The 19087-nt window shown below is 61.1% G+C and carries 18 protein-coding genes; 12 read left to right on the top strand and 6 right to left on the bottom strand.

Annotated elements, in window-relative coordinates; all coding sequences use genetic code 11:
* Positions 1-71 precede the first annotated feature (71 nt).
* Positions 72-1496: a DNA polymerase IV gene (locus CSING_RS08745; RefSeq protein ID WP_042531520.1), complete on the top strand. Its 1425-nt coding sequence runs from the start codon at positions 72-74 to the stop codon at positions 1494-1496.
* Here the strand turns inward: CSING_RS08745 and CSING_RS08740 are convergent.
* Positions 1493-2431 carry an asparaginase gene (locus CSING_RS08740; protein WP_042531518.1) on the bottom strand — a complete coding sequence of 313 codons (939 nt, stop codon included), beginning with the start codon at positions 2429-2431 and terminating at the stop codon, positions 1493-1495. The genes CSING_RS08745 and CSING_RS08740 overlap by 4 nt on opposite strands.
* A gap of 105 nt (positions 2432-2536) precedes the next feature.
* Here CSING_RS08740 and CSING_RS08735 point away from each other — a divergent pair, with 105 nt between their 5' ends.
* Positions 2537-3133, top strand: a complete 597-nt coding sequence (locus CSING_RS08735) for a nuclear transport factor 2 family protein (protein ID WP_042531516.1) — start codon at positions 2537-2539, stop codon at positions 3131-3133.
* 82 nt (positions 3134-3215) lie between these two features.
* Here the strand turns inward: CSING_RS08735 and CSING_RS08730 are convergent, their stop codons facing one another.
* Positions 3216-4163, bottom strand: coding sequence for a DUF6263 family protein (locus CSING_RS08730; RefSeq protein ID WP_042531514.1), 948 nt, complete (start codon positions 4161-4163; stop codon positions 3216-3218).
* Positions 4164-4195: 32 nt separating this feature from the next.
* On the opposite strand from CSING_RS08730, the gene lspA reads away from it, so the two are divergent.
* Genes lspA through CSING_RS08710 form a run of 4 tightly spaced genes read left to right on the top strand, consistent with a single transcriptional unit; the run spans position 4196 to position 6493 of the window.
* Positions 4196-4699 (top strand): signal peptidase II, encoded by a 504-nt coding sequence (gene lspA, locus CSING_RS08725; RefSeq protein WP_042531512.1) that lies wholly within the window; start codon positions 4196-4198, stop codon positions 4697-4699.
* Entirely contained in the window at positions 4692-5615 is a 924-nt protein-coding gene (locus tag CSING_RS08720) for an RluA family pseudouridine synthase (protein ID WP_042531510.1), read from the top strand. The genes lspA and CSING_RS08720 overlap by 8 nt, the downstream gene beginning before the upstream one ends.
* The gene (locus CSING_RS08715) at positions 5612-6211 is read left to right on the top strand and encodes a hypothetical protein (RefSeq protein ID WP_042531508.1); all 600 of its coding nucleotides are present in this window, start codon (positions 5612-5614) and stop codon (positions 6209-6211) included. Before CSING_RS08720 ends, CSING_RS08715 begins: the two co-directional genes overlap by 4 nt.
* A gap of 9 nt (positions 6212-6220) precedes the next feature.
* On the top strand, positions 6221-6493 hold the full coding sequence (locus tag CSING_RS08710; protein ID WP_042531506.1) for a hypothetical protein: 273 nt from the start codon (positions 6221-6223) through the stop codon (positions 6491-6493).
* Here CSING_RS08710 and rarD read toward each other — a convergent pair.
* The gene (gene rarD, locus CSING_RS08705) at positions 6490-7386 is read right to left on the bottom strand and encodes an EamA family transporter RarD (protein ID WP_042531504.1); all 897 of its coding nucleotides are present in this window, start codon (positions 7384-7386) and stop codon (positions 6490-6492) included. The genes CSING_RS08710 and rarD overlap by 4 nt on opposite strands.
* A gap of 64 nt (positions 7387-7450) precedes the next feature.
* Between rarD and dnaE the strand changes: the two genes are divergently transcribed.
* Positions 7451-11026 carry a DNA polymerase III subunit alpha gene (gene dnaE, locus CSING_RS08700; RefSeq protein ID WP_042531502.1) on the top strand — a complete coding sequence of 1192 codons (3576 nt, stop codon included), beginning with the start codon at positions 7451-7453 and terminating at the stop codon, positions 11024-11026.
* An 87-nt stretch (positions 11027-11113) separates the two neighbouring features.
* Complete coding sequence (locus CSING_RS08695; protein WP_042531500.1) at positions 11114-12310, top strand: cobalamin-independent methionine synthase II family protein; 1197 nt, start codon at positions 11114-11116, stop codon at positions 12308-12310.
* 98 nt (positions 12311-12408) lie between these two features.
* Here CSING_RS08695 and CSING_RS13015 read toward each other — a convergent pair whose 3' ends face one another.
* Positions 12409-13131: a hypothetical protein gene (locus tag CSING_RS13015; RefSeq protein ID WP_052471401.1), complete on the bottom strand. Its 723-nt coding sequence runs from the start codon at positions 13129-13131 to the stop codon at positions 12409-12411.
* Between the two features lie 98 nt (positions 13132-13229).
* Positions 13230-15266, bottom strand: coding sequence for a choice-of-anchor I family protein (locus CSING_RS08685; protein ID WP_042531498.1), 2037 nt, complete (start codon positions 15264-15266; stop codon positions 13230-13232).
* A 176-nt stretch (positions 15267-15442) separates the two neighbouring features.
* On the opposite strand from CSING_RS08685, the gene ilvA reads away from it, so the two are divergent.
* From ilvA to CSING_RS08665, 4 genes are all read left to right on the top strand, one after another.
* Positions 15443-16726 (top strand): threonine ammonia-lyase IlvA, encoded by a 1284-nt coding sequence (ilvA, locus tag CSING_RS08680; RefSeq protein ID WP_042531496.1) that lies wholly within the window; start codon positions 15443-15445, stop codon positions 16724-16726.
* Entirely contained in the window at positions 16726-17370 is a 645-nt protein-coding gene (locus CSING_RS08675; protein ID WP_042531494.1) for a YigZ family protein, read from the top strand. The genes ilvA and CSING_RS08675 overlap by 1 nt, the downstream gene beginning before the upstream one ends.
* 64 nt (positions 17371-17434) lie before the next feature.
* A complete protein-coding gene (locus CSING_RS08670; RefSeq protein WP_042531492.1) occupies positions 17435-17671 on the top strand; it encodes a hypothetical protein in 237 nt (78 codons plus the stop codon).
* A gap of 8 nt (positions 17672-17679) precedes the next feature.
* A complete protein-coding gene (locus tag CSING_RS08665) occupies positions 17680-18066 on the top strand; it encodes an RNA-binding S4 domain-containing protein (RefSeq protein WP_042531490.1) in 387 nt (128 codons plus the stop codon).
* Between the two features lie 4 nt (positions 18067-18070).
* On the opposite strand, the gene CSING_RS08660 is transcribed toward CSING_RS08665, so the two are convergent.
* Complete coding sequence (locus tag CSING_RS08660; protein WP_042531488.1) at positions 18071-19069, bottom strand: GTP pyrophosphokinase; 999 nt, start codon at positions 19067-19069, stop codon at positions 18071-18073.
* Between the last annotated feature and the right edge of the window lie 18 nt (positions 19070-19087).

Raw genomic sequence — 19087 nt, 5'->3', positions numbered from 1 at the left:
CGTCGTGTGGTGGTTGCCTTAAGGAAAACGAAATGATAGGTAACGCCGAGGCGGGGTTTAGACTGGGGCGCATGCAACGCTGGGTCCTTCACATTGACATGGATGCATTCTTCGCCTCCGTGGAGCAACTGACCCGGCCCACGCTGAAGGGTCGACCCGTGCTGGTGGGCGGGGCCGGTGGGCGCGGCGTGGTGGCGGGGGCTTCGTACGAAGCCCGCAAGTACGGTGCGCACTCGGCTATGCCGATGTTCCGCGCGCAGCAGCTTGTTGGTTATCAGGCCGTGGTGGTGCAGCCGCGCCGGGCGGTGTATTCGGTGGCCTCGCGCCGGGTCTTCGGCATCATTGCTGAGCATGCGGGGCTCATTGAGCAGTTGTCCATTGATGAGGCCTTCCTGGAGCCGGCTGCGCTTGTCGACGCCACCCCCACCGACGTCCTTGAATGGTCCGAGAACCTTCGCCGCGTCATCCGTGAGGAGACTGGTCTGCCCAGTTCAATCGGTGCTGGGGCGGGCAAGCAGGCGGCGAAGATTGCGTCCGGGGAGGCCAAGCCCGATGGCACCTTCGTTGTGCCGCACGACCGCTTTGATGAGCTTCTTCACCCGTTGCCAGTAGGGAAATTGTGGGGAGCGGGACCGGTGACGCAGCAGAAGCTCGCGGCAATTGGGGTGGACACGATTGGGCAGCTGGCGGCGATGAGCCGCAAGGAGGTGGAAATTTCCCTCGGTGGCGTGGTGGGCGTGCAGTTGTGGCAGCTGGCGCAGGGCATTGATGATAGGCCGGTGGCGCCGCGAGCGATTGCGAAGCAGATTTCCACTGAGTTCACCTATCCCACGGATTTGCGCACAGTGGCAGAGGTGGATGCGGCGCTGACCCGCGCGGCGGAGGGCGCGCACCGCAGGCTGCTCAAGGATGGGCGCGGCGCGCGCACAGTGACGGTGAAGTTACGGATGGCGGATTTTCACATCGAGTCGCGCTCAGCTACTTTGCCGTATGCCACCGATGATCTTGACATTCTCAAAGCCAAGGCGTTGAGCCTGGCGCGCTATCCTGACGAGCTAGGGCCCATTCGACTCGTGGGCGTGAGCTATTCGGGACTGGAAACCGCCCGTCAAGATGTGCTCTTCCCCGAGTTGGACCGCGAGGTCGTTCGGTCAGCCCCAGATACGGATTATGAAACCGGCGTGAGCGATCATGCTCCCGGTGAGCCCGAGTCTGGGACAGGATTGGGGCCGGAGTCGGGAGAGCTGGGAACAGCGGGGACGGACCCGGCGCGCCGCTGGCACGCTACTCAGGATGTGTACCATCCCGATTTCGGGCATGGCTGGATTCAAGGCACGGGGCATGGGGTGGTCAGCGTACGTTTTGAAACCAGCGCGACAGGCCCGGGGATTGCCCGGTCTTTTGCTACGGATGATAAGGACCTGCAGCCGGCTGACCCCGTGGATTCCCTGGCCTGGGAGGACTACCTGGACAGCGTCGACTCGGAGGAAGACTAGTCAGCGGTGTAGGTCCGGGTGGCCGGGGCTTGGGCGAAAATGTCGGCCACGGGCGTGCCGGTGGCCAGCGCCGCGGCGAGTAGGATGCGGGCCTGGCCAGCGCGGAAGGCGCCTGAGGCCACCGCGCCCAGTTCGCCCACAGTGGCGCCGCCACCGGCACCTCCGTAGGCCAGCTTGGTCTTTCCATAGGGCGTGCGGGTGCTGATGACAACAGGAATCCCCGCCTCCAAGGCGCGGGCCACGCCGGCGCCCATCTCTTCGCCCATGTTGCCCGAGCCCAAGGCTTCAATGATGAGGCCGGAGGAGTGGGTAAGGGAGGCGTCGACAAGCGCAGCGTCCGAACCCGGATACGCTGCGATGATGGAGACGGTGTGGGGAGCGAGCGGCACCAGGGGCAGGGGTGCGTGGAGTGGTTCGCCCACCGGAAGTTCTTCAAAACCGTTGAGGTGGGATGTGTGCCACTTGCGTGCGCCGCGCCCGGCAATGGTGCGCCCGCCAAACTGAACCCACACGCCTGATTTCTTGGTGCGCAGGAGCTCGAGGGCATCGCGCAGGTTACGCGGACCATCGCCCTGCGGATGATCGAAGGAGCGCTGTGCGCCCGTTACAACGATGGGCCCAGAACCAAGATCAAAAAGCGATAGCGCCAGCGCGGTCTCTTCCATGGAATCGGTGCCGTGGGTGATGAGAACGCCCTCAATCTCGTCACGAGCAAGCTGGGACTGCACGCAAGCGAGGAGTTCATCCAGATCCGCCAGGGTGATAGAGCTTGAATCGAGCTGACGAAATTCGATGACGTCGAAGCTCTGTGCATCAGCAGGTGAGTCGTCGAGGGACTCTACAAGCTGTTGCCCGCTGACGGTGGGAACGAGGGAGCCATCTTCGACGGTGGTGCAGGCGATGGTGCCGCCGGTGGCGATGAGCGCAAAAGTCATTCCACCAGGGTACTTCAGGCGCAACGCTGCGCGGGAAACACAGGGTGATGTTCGTGAGCGCTAGAGTGAAAGGGATTAACCACGACCCCCTAGTGAGGAGTATCTGTGAAATCCATCAAGCTGAGCGTCGCAGCCCTGGCCCTAGGCGCCGCCACCACCCTGGCTGCCTGCTCGTCCTCTGACGATGACGCGGTCAACACCAGCAGCGCCGCCAAGCCTTCCGGCGAGACCTCTGCATCCCAGGTCGTCTCCACCGAGATGCCGTCCGTGGAGGAACTCAACGAGATCCTGACCAAGGCCTCTGACCCGAACGTGCCGCAGGAGGAGAAGATTCAGCTGGTGCAAGGCAGTGAGACCGCGCCGGAGCTTTTCGACGTCATGTCCCAGTCCCAGGCTGAATCCGGTGCCACCTTCGAGGTTGTTGCCCCAGTCATTCCGGGCCTTGTGCCGGATTCCGCTCTGGCTACCGTCCATATCAACACCCCGGACGGCCAGCAGCAGACTGCCGACCAGGTGGAGTTCATCAACGAGGGCGGCACTTGGAAGCTGTCCAAGACTTGGGCGTGTGTCCTAGTGACCAACATCGTGCCGCCAGAGGAAGTTCCGGAGATGTGTGCTGACTCTGTTGTTGATGCGCCTGCCGGTGGCGGCGCCGAAGGCGAGATGCCCGCAGAGGGCGGCGCAGAAGCCCCCGCGCAGTAATCTAGTTCGCTACCCACACATTTACGTACGCCCGCATCCCCCTGGCTTCGAACCGGGGGAGTGCGGGTGTTTCTGCGTGCTCTTAGTCGGTGCGGAACTCCATTTCAGTTGCGTTGGACTGCATGACGCGGAGGTCCGAGCCCTCGGAGCCGTAGGAGATGAGGGTGGTGATGGAGACGGCGCCAGCCGTGGGCAAGGGCTTGGAGAGATCAACAGTGACGGTGCCCTCGGATGTGGTTGATGAGTCGAGGACCTTGAGCTCCTTGCCGTGAAGCTCGGCGGGGGCATCGGCGCTGTCGAAGGACAGGGCGCCCAGGGACGGGCGCTGCTCCACGGATACATCGAGGGTAGCGACATCACCCTCGAGTTTGTTCAAGGTGTACGTCGTGGTCTGCAGCAAGGTCGATTCACCGGTGACACGAGACTCCACGGTCCATTGCGCACCGCGGCCAATCTCCTCGTCGGGGAAGACGATAGGCAGGGAGGTGAGGCTGGTAATTGCGCGCTCTACCGTGCTGCGAGCCTCATCGGTGGCGGCCTGTGGGGCGGCTAGGCGCAGTGAATTCATCTGCCCGGTATCGGTGCCGCGCCAGCCAAACTGGAAACCTTCGGCCGACGCCACATCAGCGTGTGCGGCTTCCGGCTTGCCCACGGTGACAAAAGCATTGCGGCTCGCCGGCACCTGTCCCTCGACGTTCTCGGTCGCAGCCTCCACGGAGGCTTGCAGCGGGAGAGTGACCTCGTCGGTGGCCTCAGGTGAGGAGCCTTCGCTGCCGTCCTTGCGCAAGTCCTGGTTGAAGCCAGTGGCCACCGTGTAGGTCAGGGACTGCTCGGAGTCGAGATCCTGGTACGCCAGCACACGGCCGGCACCATCACCGGGGGAGAGGATGGTAACGCGCGGGGCATCGAGGGGCAAGCCCACGGGCTCCTCCACAGGCTTGGCCGGCTGGGAATAGGTACAGCCAGCGAGCGCGCCGGTTACTCCCAAGGTGGCGGCGGACAGGACTGCTAGGACTCTCACACGAAACACGCATTCCAAATTACCGGATCAGGCTGTTTAGAATGGAACGGGTGAAAGCAAGGAGTTATATCGGAACAATGGCCGCGGTGGTGCTCGGCGTGGCCGCCGTCGACCAAGCAGTCAAGCAGCTCATGCTGTCGATCCTCACCGAGGGTGAAGCGATGCCGGTGATTGGCAACTGGTTCCGGTTGTACCTCCTCTTCAATCCCGGCGCGGCCTTCTCTATGGGCGGCGAGGGCTCCACGTGGCTGTTTACCACCATCCAGTTGGTTTTCGTTATCGGCGTCGCCATTGCTGCTCCTCGGCTCCATGATTCTTGGCAGGCCGTGGGTTTGGCCATGATTGGCGGCGGAGCCCTGGGCAACCTCATGGACCGGCTCTTCCGCGAGCCCGGCTTCTGGTTTGGGCACGTGGTGGATTACATCTCCGTGGGTAACTTCGCCGTCTTTAACATTGCGGATGCGTCGATTACGTGTGGGGTCGTTGTCTTTATTATCGGGATGCTCCGGGCCGAGCGGAAGGAGGCGCAGGAATCTGATGCGTGAGAGTCGTAGGTTGCCAGTACCCGAAGGTTTGGAGGGCATGCGCGCTGATGCGGCCCTGGCCAAGCTTCTTGGGCTGTCTCGGGCAAAGGTGGCGGAGCTGTGCGCGGCGGGGGACGTAGAGATCGACGGCGTCGCTGTAGGCAAGTCCGAGAGGCTCACTGCCGGGGGGTGGGTGGATGTCATGATGCCCGCTCCGGACGAGCCCCTCGTTCCGAAGGAAGAGCTGGTTGAGGGGATGGATGTCCTCTACTCGGATGAGGACATCATCTGTGTGTACAAACCGGTGGGCGTGGCCGCACACCCCACGTTGGGCTGGGACGGCCCCACCGTGATTGGTGGGTTGCGGGCGGCGGGCTATGCGCTTGCCGACGCCGGCCCTACCGAACGCAAAGGCATTGTCCACCGCCTCGACGTGGGAACGTCTGGCGTCATGGTTGTGGCAGCCAGCGAACGTGCCTATTCCCAGCTCAAGACGGCCTTTCGCGAACGCACCGTGGAAAAGACCTACCACGCGGTGGTCCAAGGTCTGCCGGATCCCATCGTTGGCACTATTGATGCCCCGATTGGGCGCCATCCGTCGGCGGGCTGGAAGTTCGCGGTGGTCGATGACGGCAAGCCGGCGGTGACGCACTACACGCTGCTCGAGGCTTTCCGCGAAGCCAGCCTCCTCGAAGTCCACTTGGAGACCGGCCGTACGCACCAGATTCGCGTCCACATGTCTGCCACTGGGCACCCGTGCGTCGGTGATCCGATGTATGGCTGTGATCCGAACCTAGCCAAACGGGTGGGGCTTATCCGCCAGTGGCTGCATGCGGTCACCTTGGGCTTTACTCACCCGGGCACCGGTAAGTGGTTCGAGTGCACGGCCCCGTACCCGGAGGACCTTGAACATGCAGTTGAGGTTCTGCGCGGATGACGAGCCGGCGAGTCCCAAGCGAACGCATCTATTGGCGGCGGCGCATCGCTGCCCTCGTGCTGCTGGCCGTGGCGGCCTGTGCCGTGGTGCTTGCGTTTGGTGTGTTCGGTACCCAACCGAGTACCGCGCTGCAGGGCGATCAGCTGGGACCAGATGGCGCAGAAAGCGCCGCCGAGTACCGTGAGCGTGCCGAGGAATCACTGGCGCAGGCCGACGAGCCGACGTACGCGCTGGTGGGGTTTAATGACGCACTTACCCCCAAGGAAACCGCTGACCTCCTGAGCCCTGTTCAGCGCATGAACGCCATCGTTATCGGCTTGGCAGCCCCCGTGGTCGTCCCGGAGCCTACTGCGGGCAAGGACCGTTCCGATGTCATCGATACTGTGCTTCACCGCGTGGCAGACCGCGCCCGCGATATCGGCGAGGATGCCCCCACCACCGTGGATGCTGCGGTGGTATATTCCAGCGGTGCGGAGCTGCGTGCGCTCGCCGCAGATCCCCGTGTGGCGACTGTGGAGGCCGCGCCTGCCGACGCCCCCTGGGGCTCCTTCGGAGTCCGCCCACCGTCCAACGTCCACCAGACCGCGAAACCTTAAGAGCTAACCATGCGCCTTGTCCCTCAGACCGCTACGTGGCCTGCCAATTACCGCTTCGCTTACATTATGGTGTGGGCAGGAGCAATCATCACAGTTCTCGCCGCTATCGCACTAGCCATCCTTGGCACGGATGGATTGACGCTGGGCATCATGGTTGTCGTTGCACTCTACTGCATTGCCATGGCGGTACTCATGCCGCGCTGGGCGCTCAATGCCGATGAGGAGGCCGCCAAGCGAAAGCGTGCCAAGCAGGCCCGCGACGAGCTTCGCCGCCGTTCCTAGCTCGGTGTCTGATCCGGGGCGGGGTGGAGGCGGGCGTGGCGTCGAGAAGCGCGGCCCATACGCACCAAATCCGCCAGGTAAATGATGACCGCCACCCAGATGATGATGAAGCCGATCCAGCGCTCGGTTGGCATGTGCTCCTGGGTCACGAACACTGCCCACAACATCTGCATGATGGGCGTCATGTACTGCAGCATGCCCAACGTAGAAAGACGAAGGTGCTTAGCTCCTTGTGCGAAGCACAGCAGCGGTAGGGCCGTGACGAGGCCGGACGTCACCAGGAGAGCACTGTGCCCAGGACCCTCGCTGGTGAATGTGGACTCGCCTTGGGCCTGCAAGTAGCCCAAGTACATGAGGGCAAAAGGCAACATAACAATCGTTTCTGCGGCTACAGACCCCATCGAGGACACCGTAATCTGCTTCTTAAGCAGACCATACAGCGCGAAACTAAAAGCCAGCGCCAGTGAATAATACGGTGCCTGGCCGGTCATGAACGTCAGCCATAGCACCGCCGCAAACGCAATGCTGACCGACGCCACCTGTGCCTTAGTGAGCGTCTCTTTGAGGACAACGATGCCCAAGGCCACCGAAACGAGGGGGTTGATGAAATAGCCTAAAGCGGCGTCCGCCACGTGGTCACTATTGACGGCGATGACATAGGTGCCCCAGTTGATAGTGATGGTGATACCGCAGCCCAGCATCCAGCCCCACGTGCGCAGGCTCATCGCCTTGAGCTCACGCCAGCCGCCCGTCACCACCAACATGAGGGTCACGAGCACCGCAGTCCACACGATGCGGTGAGCAAGGATTTCGAATGGGCTGGCGGGGCGCAGCAGGGGGAAGAAAGCCGGAAAGAAGCCCCACATGAGATAGGCGGCGATAGTGTAGAACATCACAGAAAAATGTACAGGATGTTGAGTAATCCAGGAAGTTTGACGGCCCCGCTAAGATGACCGCATGGCCAAAAACTCCTCCTTCGTCCACCTGCACAACCACACCGAGTTTTCCATGCTCGACGGCATGGCCAAGGTGGATATGTTGGCGGATGAAGTGGTCCGCCAAGGCATGCCCGCCGTCGGCATGACGGACCACGGCAACATGTACGGCTCGAATGCCTTCTATCAGAGAATGACTAGCGCGGGCGTCAAACCCATCATTGGTATCGAGGCCTACTTGGCGCCGGAGTCGCGTTTCAACAAGAAGCGCGTGCTGTGGGGAACCCCGGATCAGAAGCGCGATGATGTCTCGGCGTCAGGCGCCTACCTGCACCAAACTATGGTGGCGGAAAATGAGACTGGCCTGCGCAACCTGTTCAAGCTCTCCTCGTTGGCGTCCTATGAGGGCCAGCTGGGTAAGTGGCCGCGTATGGACGCGGAGCTGATTGCAGAGCATGCCGAGGGCATCATCGCCACCACCGGCTGTCCATCTGGTGATGTTCAGACTCGCTTGCGCCTGGGTCAGTTCAACGAGGCCCTCGAAGCCGCGGCGATGTGGCAGGACATCTACGGCAAGGACAACTTCTTCTTGGAGCTTATGGATCATGGGCTGGACATCGAGAAGCGCACGCGTGACGGCCTGCTCGAAATCGGCCGCAAGCTGGATCTGCCGCCGCTGGTGACCAATGACTGCCACTACGTGCTGGAATCCCAGGCGCCGTCCCACGAGGCCATGCTGTGTGTGCAGACCGGCAAGACCTTCATGGACCCGGACCGTTTCAAATTCGACGGCACCGGTTACTACATCAAGTCCGCAGCACAAATGCGCGAGCTGTGGGACCACATGGTTCCGGAAGCCTGCGATAACACCTTGTGGATTGCGGAGCGCGTTCAAGACTACGGCGCGATTTGGGAGGAGCATACCCATGACCGCATGCCGATTGCGGACGTCCCCGAAGGCCACACCCCAACTTCGTGGCTGACCCACGAGGTCATGGAGGGCTTGAAGGACCGCTTTAACGGGGGCGACGTTCCACAGGAATACATCGACCGCGCCGAGTATGAGATTAGCGTCATCGACATGAAGGGCTACCCGTCCTACTTCCTTATCGTGGCTGAGCTCATCAAACACGCCCGCTCCATTGGTATTCGCGTCGGCCCGGGCCGTGGTTCGGCGGCAGGTGCGCTCGTGGCCTACGCGTTGACGATCACCAACATTGACCCCATCGAGCATGGCCTTCTCTTCGAGCGATTCTTGAACCCAGAACGCCCGTCCGCACCCGATATCGATATCGACTTCGACGATCGCCGTCGCGGCGAGATGATCACCTATGCTGCTGACCGCTGGGGCGAGGACAAGGTCGCGCAGGTGATTACCTTCGGCACGGTGAAGACCAAGCAGGCTATTAAAGACTCCGCGAAGGTGCACTTTGGCCAGCCTGGATTCCAGATGGCGGACCGTATTAACGGTGCACTGCCGCCCGCTATCATGGCGAAGGATATCCCGCTCGCCGGCATCATGGACCCGGATCACGCGCGCTACTCTGAGGCTACCGAGGTCCGTCAGATGATTGAGACCGACCCAGACGTCAAGAAGATTTATGAGACCGCGCGCGGTCTTGAGGGCGTTGTTCGTCAGGCAGGTGTCCATGCCTGTGCGGTGATTATGGCCTCGGTCCGTCTGATGGACCACATTCCTATGTGGAAGCGCCCAGCCGACGGCGCCTACATCACCGGCTGGGATTACCCCGCCTGTGAGGCCATTGGCCTGCTGAAGATGGACTTCCTGGGCTTGCGCAACCTCACCGTGATTGGTGACTGCCTGGAAAACATCAAGAAGAACCGCGGTGAGGAAATCGGCCTCGAGGATCTACACGCCGATGACCCGAAGGTCTCCAAGGTGTATGACCTGCTCTCGCGTGGCGATACCCTCGGCGTGTTCCAGCTGGACTCCGGCGGTATGCAGGAGCTGCTCAAGCGCATGAAGCCGACGGGCTTCAAGGATATCGTCGCGTCACTGGCGCTGTACCGCCCCGGCCCGATGGGTGTGAACGCTCACTGGGATTACGCCGACCGCAAGAACGGGCGCAAGGAAATCACTCCGATTCACCCGGAACTGGAGGAACCGCTGCGAGAGATCCTCGATGAGACCTACGGCCTCATCGTGTACCAGGAGCAGATCATGCGTATCTCGCAGAAGGTGGCCAACTACACCGCTGGCGAGGCAGACGGCTTCCGCAAGGCGATGGGTAAGAAGAAGCCGGAAGTTCTGGCGCAGCAGTACGACAAGTTCTGGGGCGGCATGCAGGATAATGGCTATTCCAAGGAAGCCATGGATGCGCTGTGGGGCACGATTGAGCCCTTCGCGTCCTACGCGTTTAACAAGTCCCACGCCGCAGGCTATGGTTTGGTGTCATTCTGGACGGCGTACCTCAAGGCCTACTACGCGCCGGAATACATGGCTGCACTGTTGACCTCCGTGGGCGATAAGAAGGACAAGTCCGCCATCTACCTCGCAGACTGCCGCCATCTAGGTATTCGCGTTCTTTCACCGGATGTTAACGAGTCCGTTGAAACTTTCCAGGCCGTGGGAGAAGATATTCGCTTCGGCATGGGTGCCATCCGCAACGTTGGTGGGGAAGTGGTGGATTCCATCGTGAAGACCCGCCGGGAAAAAGGAGCCTTTACCTCGTTCTCCGATTACCTGGACAAAATTGAGCTGGCTGCGTGTTCCAAGCGCGTGACGGAGTCACTCATCAAGGCCGGCGCGTTCGACTCCCTGGAACACCCCCGCAAGGGTCTGATGCTCATCCATGAGGATGCCGTGGATTCCGTCCAGACCACGAAGAAAGCAGCGGATAAGGGGCAGTTTGACCTCTTCGCCGGCTTCGGCGGGGGCGAGGAAAATGGTGAGTCGGTATCTGCCTTTGCCATCGACGTCCCCGATGAGAACTGGGACCGCAAGCACGAGCTCGCCCTCGAACGCGAGATGCTGGGTCTGTATGTCTCTGGCCACCCACTTGATGGTTTTGAGGAAGCGCTTGAGGCGCAGACCGATACCCCGATTACGAAGATTCTGAACGGTGAGGTTGGCAATGGCCAAGAGTTGGTGATTGGTGGCATCATCTCGGGCGTCGACAGGCGCTTCTCCAAGCGTGATGGCTCGCCGTGGGCCATCGTGAGCATGGAAGACCACAACGGAGCCCAGGTGGACATCCTCGTGTTTAACCAGGTGTATTCGCTGGTAGCGACCCAGATTGCAGAGGACAATATCATCTTGGCCAAGGTCCAAGTGAAGATTCGAGATGAGCGCATGTCGCTCTTCTGCTCCGATATTCGCGTTCCTGACCTGGGCCCCGGCAATGGAGCGGGCTTGCCACTGCGTCTGACCATGCGCACCGACCAGTGCACGATGGACAATATTGCCAAGCTCAAGCAGGTGCTGGTCAATAACCGCGGCGAATCCGATGTGTACCTCACGCTTGTCGACGGCGAAGAGTCCACCATGATGGTCCTCGGCGAGCACCTGCGTGTGGAGCGCTCCAGCAACCTCATGGGTGACCTGAAGGCCACGATGGGGGCCGGCATCCTCGGATGAATTTAAGGTGATGCGAGATCCAGTGGGAGCGTGATGTCTACGTTATTCTAGACAGCATAGACTAGAAGAAAGGACATCCCTTCCCCCATGGTCAACAAGATTCGCACGACTCACGTCGGCTCGCTGCCGCGCACGAAGGAACTGCTGGAGGCCAACCTCGAGCGTTCTGCAGGAACCATCTCAGATGAGAAATTCCACGAAATCTTGGAGCGCTCCGTCGCGGATGTGGTGAAGCGCCAGGTGGATCTCGGCGTCGACATCATCAACGAGGGCGAGTACGGCCACATCACCTCCGGCGCCGTGGATTACGGCGCCTGGTGGAACTACTCCTTTACCCGCCTGGGTGGTCTGACCATGACGGACAAGGACCGCTGGGAAATCGGCGATAAGATTCGTTCCGAGCCGGGGAAGATTCGTCTGTCCTCGATGAAGGATCGCCGCGACCGTGCCCTGTTCTCTGAGGCTTACAACGACCCGGATTCAGGCATTTTCACTGGGCGCAAGAAGGTGGCTAATCCGGAGTTCACCGGCCCGGTGACCTACATCGGCCAGGAGCAGGTCGAGGCTGATGTGAAGCTGCTTGCCGACGCCCTCCCCGCAGACACCGAGGGCTTCGTCGCCGCCCTATCCCCGGGTGCTGCCGCACGTCTTCCCAATAAGTACTACGAGGATGAGTCCGAGCTGGTCCGCGCCTGTGGTGAGGCTTTGTCGGTGGAATACAAGGCCATCACCGATGCAGGATTGACCGTGCAATTCGATGCCCCGGACCTGGCGGAGGCCTGGGATTCCGTCGTGCCGGAGCCAACCGTGAAGGATTTCCAGGCCTTCTTGCACGAGCGCATTGAAATCCTCAACGAGTCCATCAAGGACATCCCGCGCGAGCAAACCCGTCTGCACATCTGCTGGGGTTCGTGGCACGGCCCGCACGTGACGGACATCCCGTTTGAGGACATCATCGATGAGATCCTGCAGGCTAAAGTCGGCGGGTTCTCTTTCGAGGGAGCGTCGCCTCGCCACGCGCATGAGTGGCGCGTGTGGAAGGACCACACTTTGCCGGAAGGCACCGTCATCTACCCAGGAGTGGTGTCTCACTCCACCAATGCCGTTGAACACCCGCGCCTAGTTGCTGACCGCATCATCCAGTTCGCCGAGCTGGTCGGTCCAGAAAACGTCATCGCGTCGACCGACTGCGGCCTCGGTGGCCGCCTGCACCACCAGATCGCGTGGGCTAAGTTGGAGTCCCTCGTTGAGGGCGCTGAGATTGCAACGAAGGAATTGTTCTAGGGCCTAGCCTGGGGGAGGAGCAGAGTCATCCACGGCTAACACAAGGGGAGGCGCTGCGGAGAAAAACTCGCAGCGCCTCCCAGTGTGGACTCTGTGGCTTAGTTCGCAGCCTTTACGTCGGCCTTGTCGTTCTTCTTACTGTTGTCCCAGTAGAAGCCCATGCTCTTGAGGAAGGCGCGCAGGCCGTTCAGGATGGACGGGTCGAACTCAGCCGCGACGACCGCAACGCGGATCCCCGCGGAGAGCAGAGCCAAGGCGCCGACAACCCACGCGGAGATTTCCTTCGTTTTCTCCGTCGGGCGAGCAGACTGGACGAACTCAGGCATCTCGTCCCACTCTTTCTCCAGCTTCGCTTCCTTCTCCGTCTCAATGCACTCCGGCTTCTCCGGCATGCCTGAGGAACCGTAACCATTCAGCACGCCGTATGCCAGCTCCTGCGGGCCCATGAAGGACGACCCTGCAGTGCCGTCGGCGACGGCAGCCTCGTGGTCCTTACGCGCCTGGTTGACCTCATCCTTGCACTCCTGGGACAGCTCTGACGTGTTGGGGTGGCCAACATCTGAGGAACCGCCGTCGAAGCCGGTGGTCTCCTTCGTCGGCTCTTCAGCCGGCTCCTGCGCAGCTTCCTGTGTGGAGGCGGCCTGGGAAGCATCGGCGGAAGCATCCTGGGAGACGGGCTCGGAGGAGGCGTCGGCAGCCGCGGCGGTCGCAGATGCGGTGGCCGATGCGGATGCGGAGGTGTCGTTGTCCGCCGCAGCCAGCGGGGTGACTAGCGCCAGCGTGGTGGCGCAGACGGTGACAAGGGATGTGGAAAGACGCATAGCGAGGGTTCTCCTTGTGAAGGGAAAAGGCAAATATGAAAAGGCTTCTCAGAAAGCTCATTACAATGTAGCAGCCCCTTCCCGTGGGGGGATAGGGCTTAGAGGAACTTCTCCAGCTGTGCACGCAGCGGAGCCGGAGCGAGGCTGAGTACGGTCTCGCGGACGCCCGGGACACGCAGAATGCCAATGGTTGCGGCCAGCGCGGCAATCACACCAATGACGGAACCGGCGATGACACCGCCAGAAACCGAGCGGGAGCTGTTCTCCGCAGAGCCCTTGGAGTCCTTGCCGCCCTGGGTGTCCTTGCTGTTGTCGTCCTGGTCAGAATTGTCCTGGTCGGTGCCGGCATCCTGCTCGTCCTTGCCATCCTGATCGCCGCTGTTGTTGCCGGCGTCATCGGAGTTGGAGTCGTCCGGTTCTCCATCGGTGGAGCCAAGGAGGTCCTCGACGGAGTAGACAGTGGTGGTACCAGAAACCTCGTTGCCGACGATGAGCAGGTAATCACCATTTGGGGAGTCCGCCTTATCTACGAAAGCGAAGCCCTCTGGGCCGAGGTCGCCGGCATCAGCAAACTCATCGGTGGAGAAGTCACGGTTGTTGACGTAGGTGACAAAGGAAGCGTTGGCGGGGTCGGTGACGTCGTAGACGAAGATGCCGCCGACACGCTCAGCACCAATGAAGGCGTAGGTGCGCTCGCCCACCTTGCCAATAACGAGGGCCTCCGGCTCGGGGCCCTTGTTGTCGGAGCGGTCATCGAACTCGGCCCCTTCGTTGTCAGCGTTGTGGTGGAATACGCCCGGCTTGTTGAGCTCTGCCGTGATCTGCTCGAACTGAGCGCCAGAGTCGAAGACGACGGTGCCGTTCGCATCGTAGATGCTGAAGGAGCGGGAGCCGTAGGCGTACAGTTCGTCGAAGCAGCCCTTCTCCTCATTCCAGCCGGAGGCGTTGGTGAGCTTTAGGTTGCCGGCCTGCTTCTTGTCGGCGAGGTCTTCCAGGGAGACGTCGCCAAGCGCGCCCTCGCACACCTTGCCTTCCTCAACAAGGTCCCCGAGCTCCACCTCATCGGTGTAGACGCCGGAGCCGCCGTCCTTCTCCTTGACACCCCACTCGCGGGCGTCGCCCTCATTGGCGGTGGCGAAATAAGTCTGGCCACCCGCAGTGAAAGCACCGATGGAATCCGGCATGGACAGGCCCTTCACCGGAACCGTGCGGAGCTCAGCCTTGTCATCCTTGTTGGAGGTATCGAGCGGAACCGTGGAGTGATCAGCGATGTGTGCCGGCAGAATCTTCTCCACGGTGGCGGACTCGATATCGACGATGGCAATCGCATTCGCCTCCTGCAAGGTCACGAATGCCTTGCCGTCCTGGGAGGAGATGTACTCAGGCTCGAAGTCGATGGAAGGCTTGGACTCGTGTGCGGACGGGCCGAAGACGCGCACGCCCTCCGGGAGATCCTGGCCGTCAAAGGCCTTAAAGTCAGCAACGCGGGCATCAGCCTCGGTTGGGGCTTCGACGCTCTCTGGCAGCTTGATAACGGACACGGAGCCCTCCGGGTCCGTAGCGTAATCAGTACCTTCAGCGTTGAGCTCGTTGGAGGGCTCACCCTCGTTGGCCACCAGGGCGTAGCTCCCATCGGCAGTGATATGAACGTTATCCGGAAGAGCGCCGACGGTCACGCGGCCCAACTCTGCGGACTCCAGGTTCTCAGCCGCGACGTTGAAGAACAGCGCTTCGCCTTCCTCGGTCTTGTCGGCCTGCTGAACGGCGGCGACAGCCAGACCGTCAGGGCGAACAGCAACAGAGTTGATCTCTTTGCCTTCGCCTGCGGAAATCGAACTGATGCGAGTGAGGGTTGTCGGGTCGGAAGCATCAAGAACATCAATCTCACCGGCATGAGCATTGACGGTGAGGATGCGCTTGGTTGCTGGGTGGAAGGCCACGATTTCGGCAGCGGACTCCTTGTATACACCCGACTCGTAAGTGCCAATCGGGGAAACCTTGAGGCTTGCGTTGGCAACAGAGTGCTCGATCACGCTATCCACAATCTTGGCGGAAGCTGCTGGGACAGCCAGGCTGACGGTGGTAGCGGTTGCAACGCACAGGGCAAGGGCGCGGCGGGAGAAAGAGCGAGACATAGCGGGAGGCTCCTTGTGATGAGACGGAAAGATTCCGAACTACGGTACGTGCCGCTGTGTGCCGCTTTGAGGAACAGAACATGACGTCCGGGCAAGATCTGGGTGAATCTTCGGTGAACCGGTCGAACGTTAGGTAATGCGCGTCGCGCGCAGAGCAGCGCGTAGAATGAGCCACCATGACACGCACCCCGGAAGACTTCGAGCCAGTCCACGCCTCGGATATCCAGCTGGCCCAATCACGCATTAGCTCGGAGATCGCCCCGACCCCTCTGCAATACTGCCCGCGCCTGTCCCAGGAAACCGGGTATGAGGTCTACCTCAAACGTGAGGACCTGCAGGACGTTCGCTCCTACAAGATTCGCGGCGCCATCTACGGAATGTCCAACCTTGGTGAGAAGCAGCGCGCGCAGGGCATCGTCACGGCGTCGGCAGGCAACCATGCCCAAGGCGTGGCTTACGCCTGCCGGACCATGGGGATCCAAGGCAAGATTTACGTCCCGGAACCCACTCCGAAGCAGAAGCGCGACCGCATCCTCGTTCATGGTGGGGACTTCGTGGAGCTCGTCGTCACTGGCGCTAACTTTGATGAGGCAGCAGCTGCAGCACACGCAGATGCCGCGGAGCGTGGTGCGTTTTTCATCGAGCCTTTTGACTCCCGCGATACCGTCACCGGCCAGGGCACGGTCGCCGCTGAGATCGTGGCGCAGCTATCATCTTTGGGCAAGTCCCTCGACACCGTCGTGGTACCCGTCGGCGGTGGCGGTCTGATCTCCGGCATCACGTCGTATCTAGCGGACATGGCCCCTCGCACGGCAGTGGTGGGGATTGAGCCGGCCGGGGCGGCGTCACTCAGCGCAGCCTTTGCAGCGGGCGAACCGGTGACGCTGGAAACCGTGGACCCATTTGTGGATGGTGCCGCTGTCAAACGCATAGGGGAGTTACCTTTTAAGGTTCTGGAAGCCAACCAGGGCCGCCTGCATTGGGATACCGTCTCCGAAGGTGCCGTGTGCACGGAGCAGCTCGCGCTGTACCAAAACGAGGGCATCATTGCCGAGCCCGCCGGCGCACTGAGCGTCACCGGCTTGCGCACGCTCAACCTGCAACCGGGATCAACGGTGGTCTGCGTGATTTCCGGCGGCAACAATGATGTGCTGCGCTACGCCGAAATCATGGAGCGCTCTCTGGTGCACCGCGGGCTCAAGCACTACTTTCTCGTGAACTTCCCGCAGGAACCAGGTCAGCTGCGCCACTTCCTGCAGGATGTCCTTGGTCCGGAGGATGACATCACGTTGTTCGAGTATCTCAAGCGCAATAACCGCGAAACTGGTGCTGCACTCGTGGGCATTGAGTTAGGAACCGCGGCAGGTATCGATGGTTTGTTGGAGCGCATGGAAGAATCGAAGCTGAACTGCCAGCAGCTGAAGCCAGGCACCCCCGAGTACGACTTCCTCGTCGCCTAATGCTGGAGAAATACCAACGTCCAGTCGCAGGGAAGACTGTCGAGCACGAGATTGAGATTAAGCGTTCTCGATTCATCACCCTTATCGGGCGGGTGACGGATGAGGACGAAGCGCGGGCGTTCATCGATTCCGCCCGGGACCGGTTCCCCGATGCCCGCCACCACTGCTCTGCCTACATCTACCACGTGGATGGTTCGAACCCGGTGGAGCGATCTTCTGACGACGGCGAGCCTTCCGGTACTGCGGGTAAGCCCATGCTCGACGTACTGAAAGGTTCCGGTCTGCTCGATATTTGTGCGGTCGTGGTGCGCTATTTCGGTGGTATCAAGCTGGGTGCAGGAGGGCTTGTCCATGCGTATGGCGGTGCAGTAAGCGAGACCATGGAACAAGTAACGGCCGTCACTCGGGCCCTTCGCGAGCTGTACACTCTTGAGGTTTCTCACGCCGATGCTGGGCGCCTCGAGGCGGACCTACGCAACCGCGGGGTGGACATCGTCGACACTGCCTACGGCCAGGCGGTGATGTTTACCGTGTCCGTCGCACCCGGTGGGGAAGAAGAACTCACCGCCACCCTGGCTGCCCTGACCCAGGGGGAGGTGGCCCCGAACGAAGCGGGCACAGCCTGGGTGGAACTCAGCGGTTAACTCGTAGTGCTACGAGCCCGAGTCCACGCCGCATAGAGGATAGAAGGATTGTAGAATTAGCGCCATGACTATGCAGCGACGCCCCAATAACCCTATTGAGAAGCGCAAGCAAGCCGTGCGTACCCACGCACGGAACGGCGCTATTGCCGTTGTGGGTGGCGTCGGCGGAGGTATCCTCCTGGGATTAACTGTGGGGAGTTTTTCCACGTGGATGGTGCTAGGTCTCGTCATCGCCGTGGTGGGTGGCGCCTATAACTGGCTAAAGATCCAGAAGATCGTGAACGAAAACCACAACCTTTAGGCCTCCCTATGGCTATTCAGCCAGACGGCCGCCCAGTTCGTATCGATGCCTGGGTCTGGTCTGTTCGCATGTTCAAGACCCGTTCCGAGGCTGCCACCGCAGTGCGCGCCGGGCACGTCAAACTCAACGGCAACGCCACCAAGCCAGCACAGCAGGTCGTCCCTGGTGACCGCGTCCGCGTGTGGCGCAACCATCACGAGCATGACCTGGAAGTTCTTGCCACCGTGTCCAAGCGCGTGGGGGCTCCCGTCGCGCGCACCTGCTACATCGACCACGCCCCGCCACCTCCACCGAAGGAATTCCTTCCGTCAGTTCCGGTTCGCCCACGTGGCGCCGGACGCCCCACCAAGAAGGAACGCCGGCAGATGGATAAGTTCCGCGGTGGTTTCAGGTGACTACCTAGCGGGTGCTACGCAAAGCCTTAAGCCGGGCGTTCAAGCGGCGCTTGCGGTCGGAACGGTCGCCCGCTTCCGACGTGGCCTCAATGTGCTGGGGTCCGAACTTGTCGAGCAATAAATCGTCGATAAGCCTGACCTGCCCCGGGCGGAAACGGTAGCGCATAGCGTCGTGCACGTGGGCGATGGCGTCCTCATCCAGTAAATCCCTGAGTTGGCTCAAGCGGGTGATGCCATTGCTCTCTAGGAGTTCAGCGAGGAAGCGGTAGTGCTCTGAGCGGGAGCGTGGGAAACGATTTCCTAAGATGATGGCGAGCACGCCAGGCAACGTTTCCGCAGTGAGATCAATGTCCTTGTCAGTTTCGGTTCGCGGAGCCTTGAGCGCTGCGATTTCATCAAACTGTTGGTCGGCGAGCTCGATGAGACCAGCAGCGAGGGTAAAGAGGCGATCGACCTGTGGAGACGGCGGGTTCGGGCCTTGTTTGTACCGGATATCGTGCTCAAACTCGGCCCACGCATGCTGCAGGACGGTGCGGATCTGAACCTCGAAGGTCCAGCCGACATAGGGCACAAGCTCTTCGAGGGCTGCGGTGCTATCTTCAGTGACTGTGAGGACCAGGTGGTGGGAACCATAACCAAAACCACCGGAAATACGGGTTTCCGCAGCCTTGTCGACGGAACGCTTGACGTCAAACGTTTCCCCAAGGACAGCGAGAGCTTCGGGAATTACCGTGGAATGAAAAACATTGATGCGCACGCCGAGGACATCATGGATGTCCTCCCACGGCGAGGGATACATGAGTTCACCGTTCTCACGCTTTTTCTTAGCCTTGGCCTTGAGTGAGGGCCACTGTTTCACGCGGGTGGCTACGCGGTCGAAGATAATGCCGGCGTCGTTGAGCAGTTCTTCAATGGTGTATCGGAAGTCTTGTGCCGCGGTGGGGTGGGCATGAATCCAGGAGTGGTATTGGTTGCTCAGGCGGGACATGGGTGATTCAGCCATTGATATGAACACGACTCC

It is taken from the genome of Corynebacterium singulare (assembly GCF_000833575.1).
GTDB lineage: Bacteria > Actinomycetota > Actinomycetes > Mycobacteriales > Mycobacteriaceae > Corynebacterium > Corynebacterium singulare.
This window is presented reverse-complemented; position numbering and strand designations above follow the sequence as displayed.

Bases quoted from the DNA above. Each gene is read 5' to 3' on its own strand.
- CSING_RS08745 (WP_042531520.1), top strand. From the start codon at position 72: ATGCAACGCTGGGTCCTTCACATTGACATGGATGCATTCTTCGCCTCC.
- CSING_RS08665 (WP_042531490.1), top strand. From the start codon at position 17,680: ATGGCTATTCAGCCAGACGGCCGCCCAGTTCGTATCGATGCCTGGGTC.
- ilvA (WP_042531496.1), top strand. From the start codon at position 15,443: ATGACACGCACCCCGGAAGACTTCGAGCCAGTCCACGCCTCGGATATC.
- CSING_RS08710 (WP_042531506.1), top strand. From the start codon at position 6,221: ATGCGCCTTGTCCCTCAGACCGCTACGTGGCCTGCCAATTACCGCTTC.
- CSING_RS13015 (WP_052471401.1), bottom strand. From the start codon at position 13,131: ATGCGTCTTTCCACATCCCTTGTCACCGTCTGCGCCACCACGCTGGCG.
- CSING_RS08670 (WP_042531492.1), top strand. From the start codon at position 17,435: ATGACTATGCAGCGACGCCCCAATAACCCTATTGAGAAGCGCAAGCAA.
- CSING_RS08675 (WP_042531494.1), top strand. From the start codon at position 16,726: ATGCTGGAGAAATACCAACGTCCAGTCGCAGGGAAGACTGTCGAGCAC.
- CSING_RS08715 (WP_042531508.1), top strand. From the start codon at position 5,612: ATGACGAGCCGGCGAGTCCCAAGCGAACGCATCTATTGGCGGCGGCGC.
- CSING_RS08720 (WP_042531510.1), top strand. From the start codon at position 4,692: ATGCGTGAGAGTCGTAGGTTGCCAGTACCCGAAGGTTTGGAGGGCATG.
- dnaE (WP_042531502.1), top strand. From the start codon at position 7,451: ATGGCCAAAAACTCCTCCTTCGTCCACCTGCACAACCACACCGAGTTT.
- rarD (WP_042531504.1), bottom strand. From the start codon at position 7,386: ATGTTCTACACTATCGCCGCCTATCTCATGTGGGGCTTCTTTCCGGCT.
- CSING_RS08740 (WP_042531518.1), bottom strand. From the start codon at position 2,431: ATGACTTTTGCGCTCATCGCCACCGGCGGCACCATCGCCTGCACCACC.
- CSING_RS08695 (WP_042531500.1), top strand. From the start codon at position 11,114: ATGGTCAACAAGATTCGCACGACTCACGTCGGCTCGCTGCCGCGCACG.
- CSING_RS08660 (WP_042531488.1), bottom strand. From the start codon at position 19,069: ATGGCTGAATCACCCATGTCCCGCCTGAGCAACCAATACCACTCCTGG.
- lspA (WP_042531512.1), top strand. From the start codon at position 4,196: ATGGAACGGGTGAAAGCAAGGAGTTATATCGGAACAATGGCCGCGGTG.
- CSING_RS08685 (WP_042531498.1), bottom strand. From the start codon at position 15,266: ATGTCTCGCTCTTTCTCCCGCCGCGCCCTTGCCCTGTGCGTTGCAACC.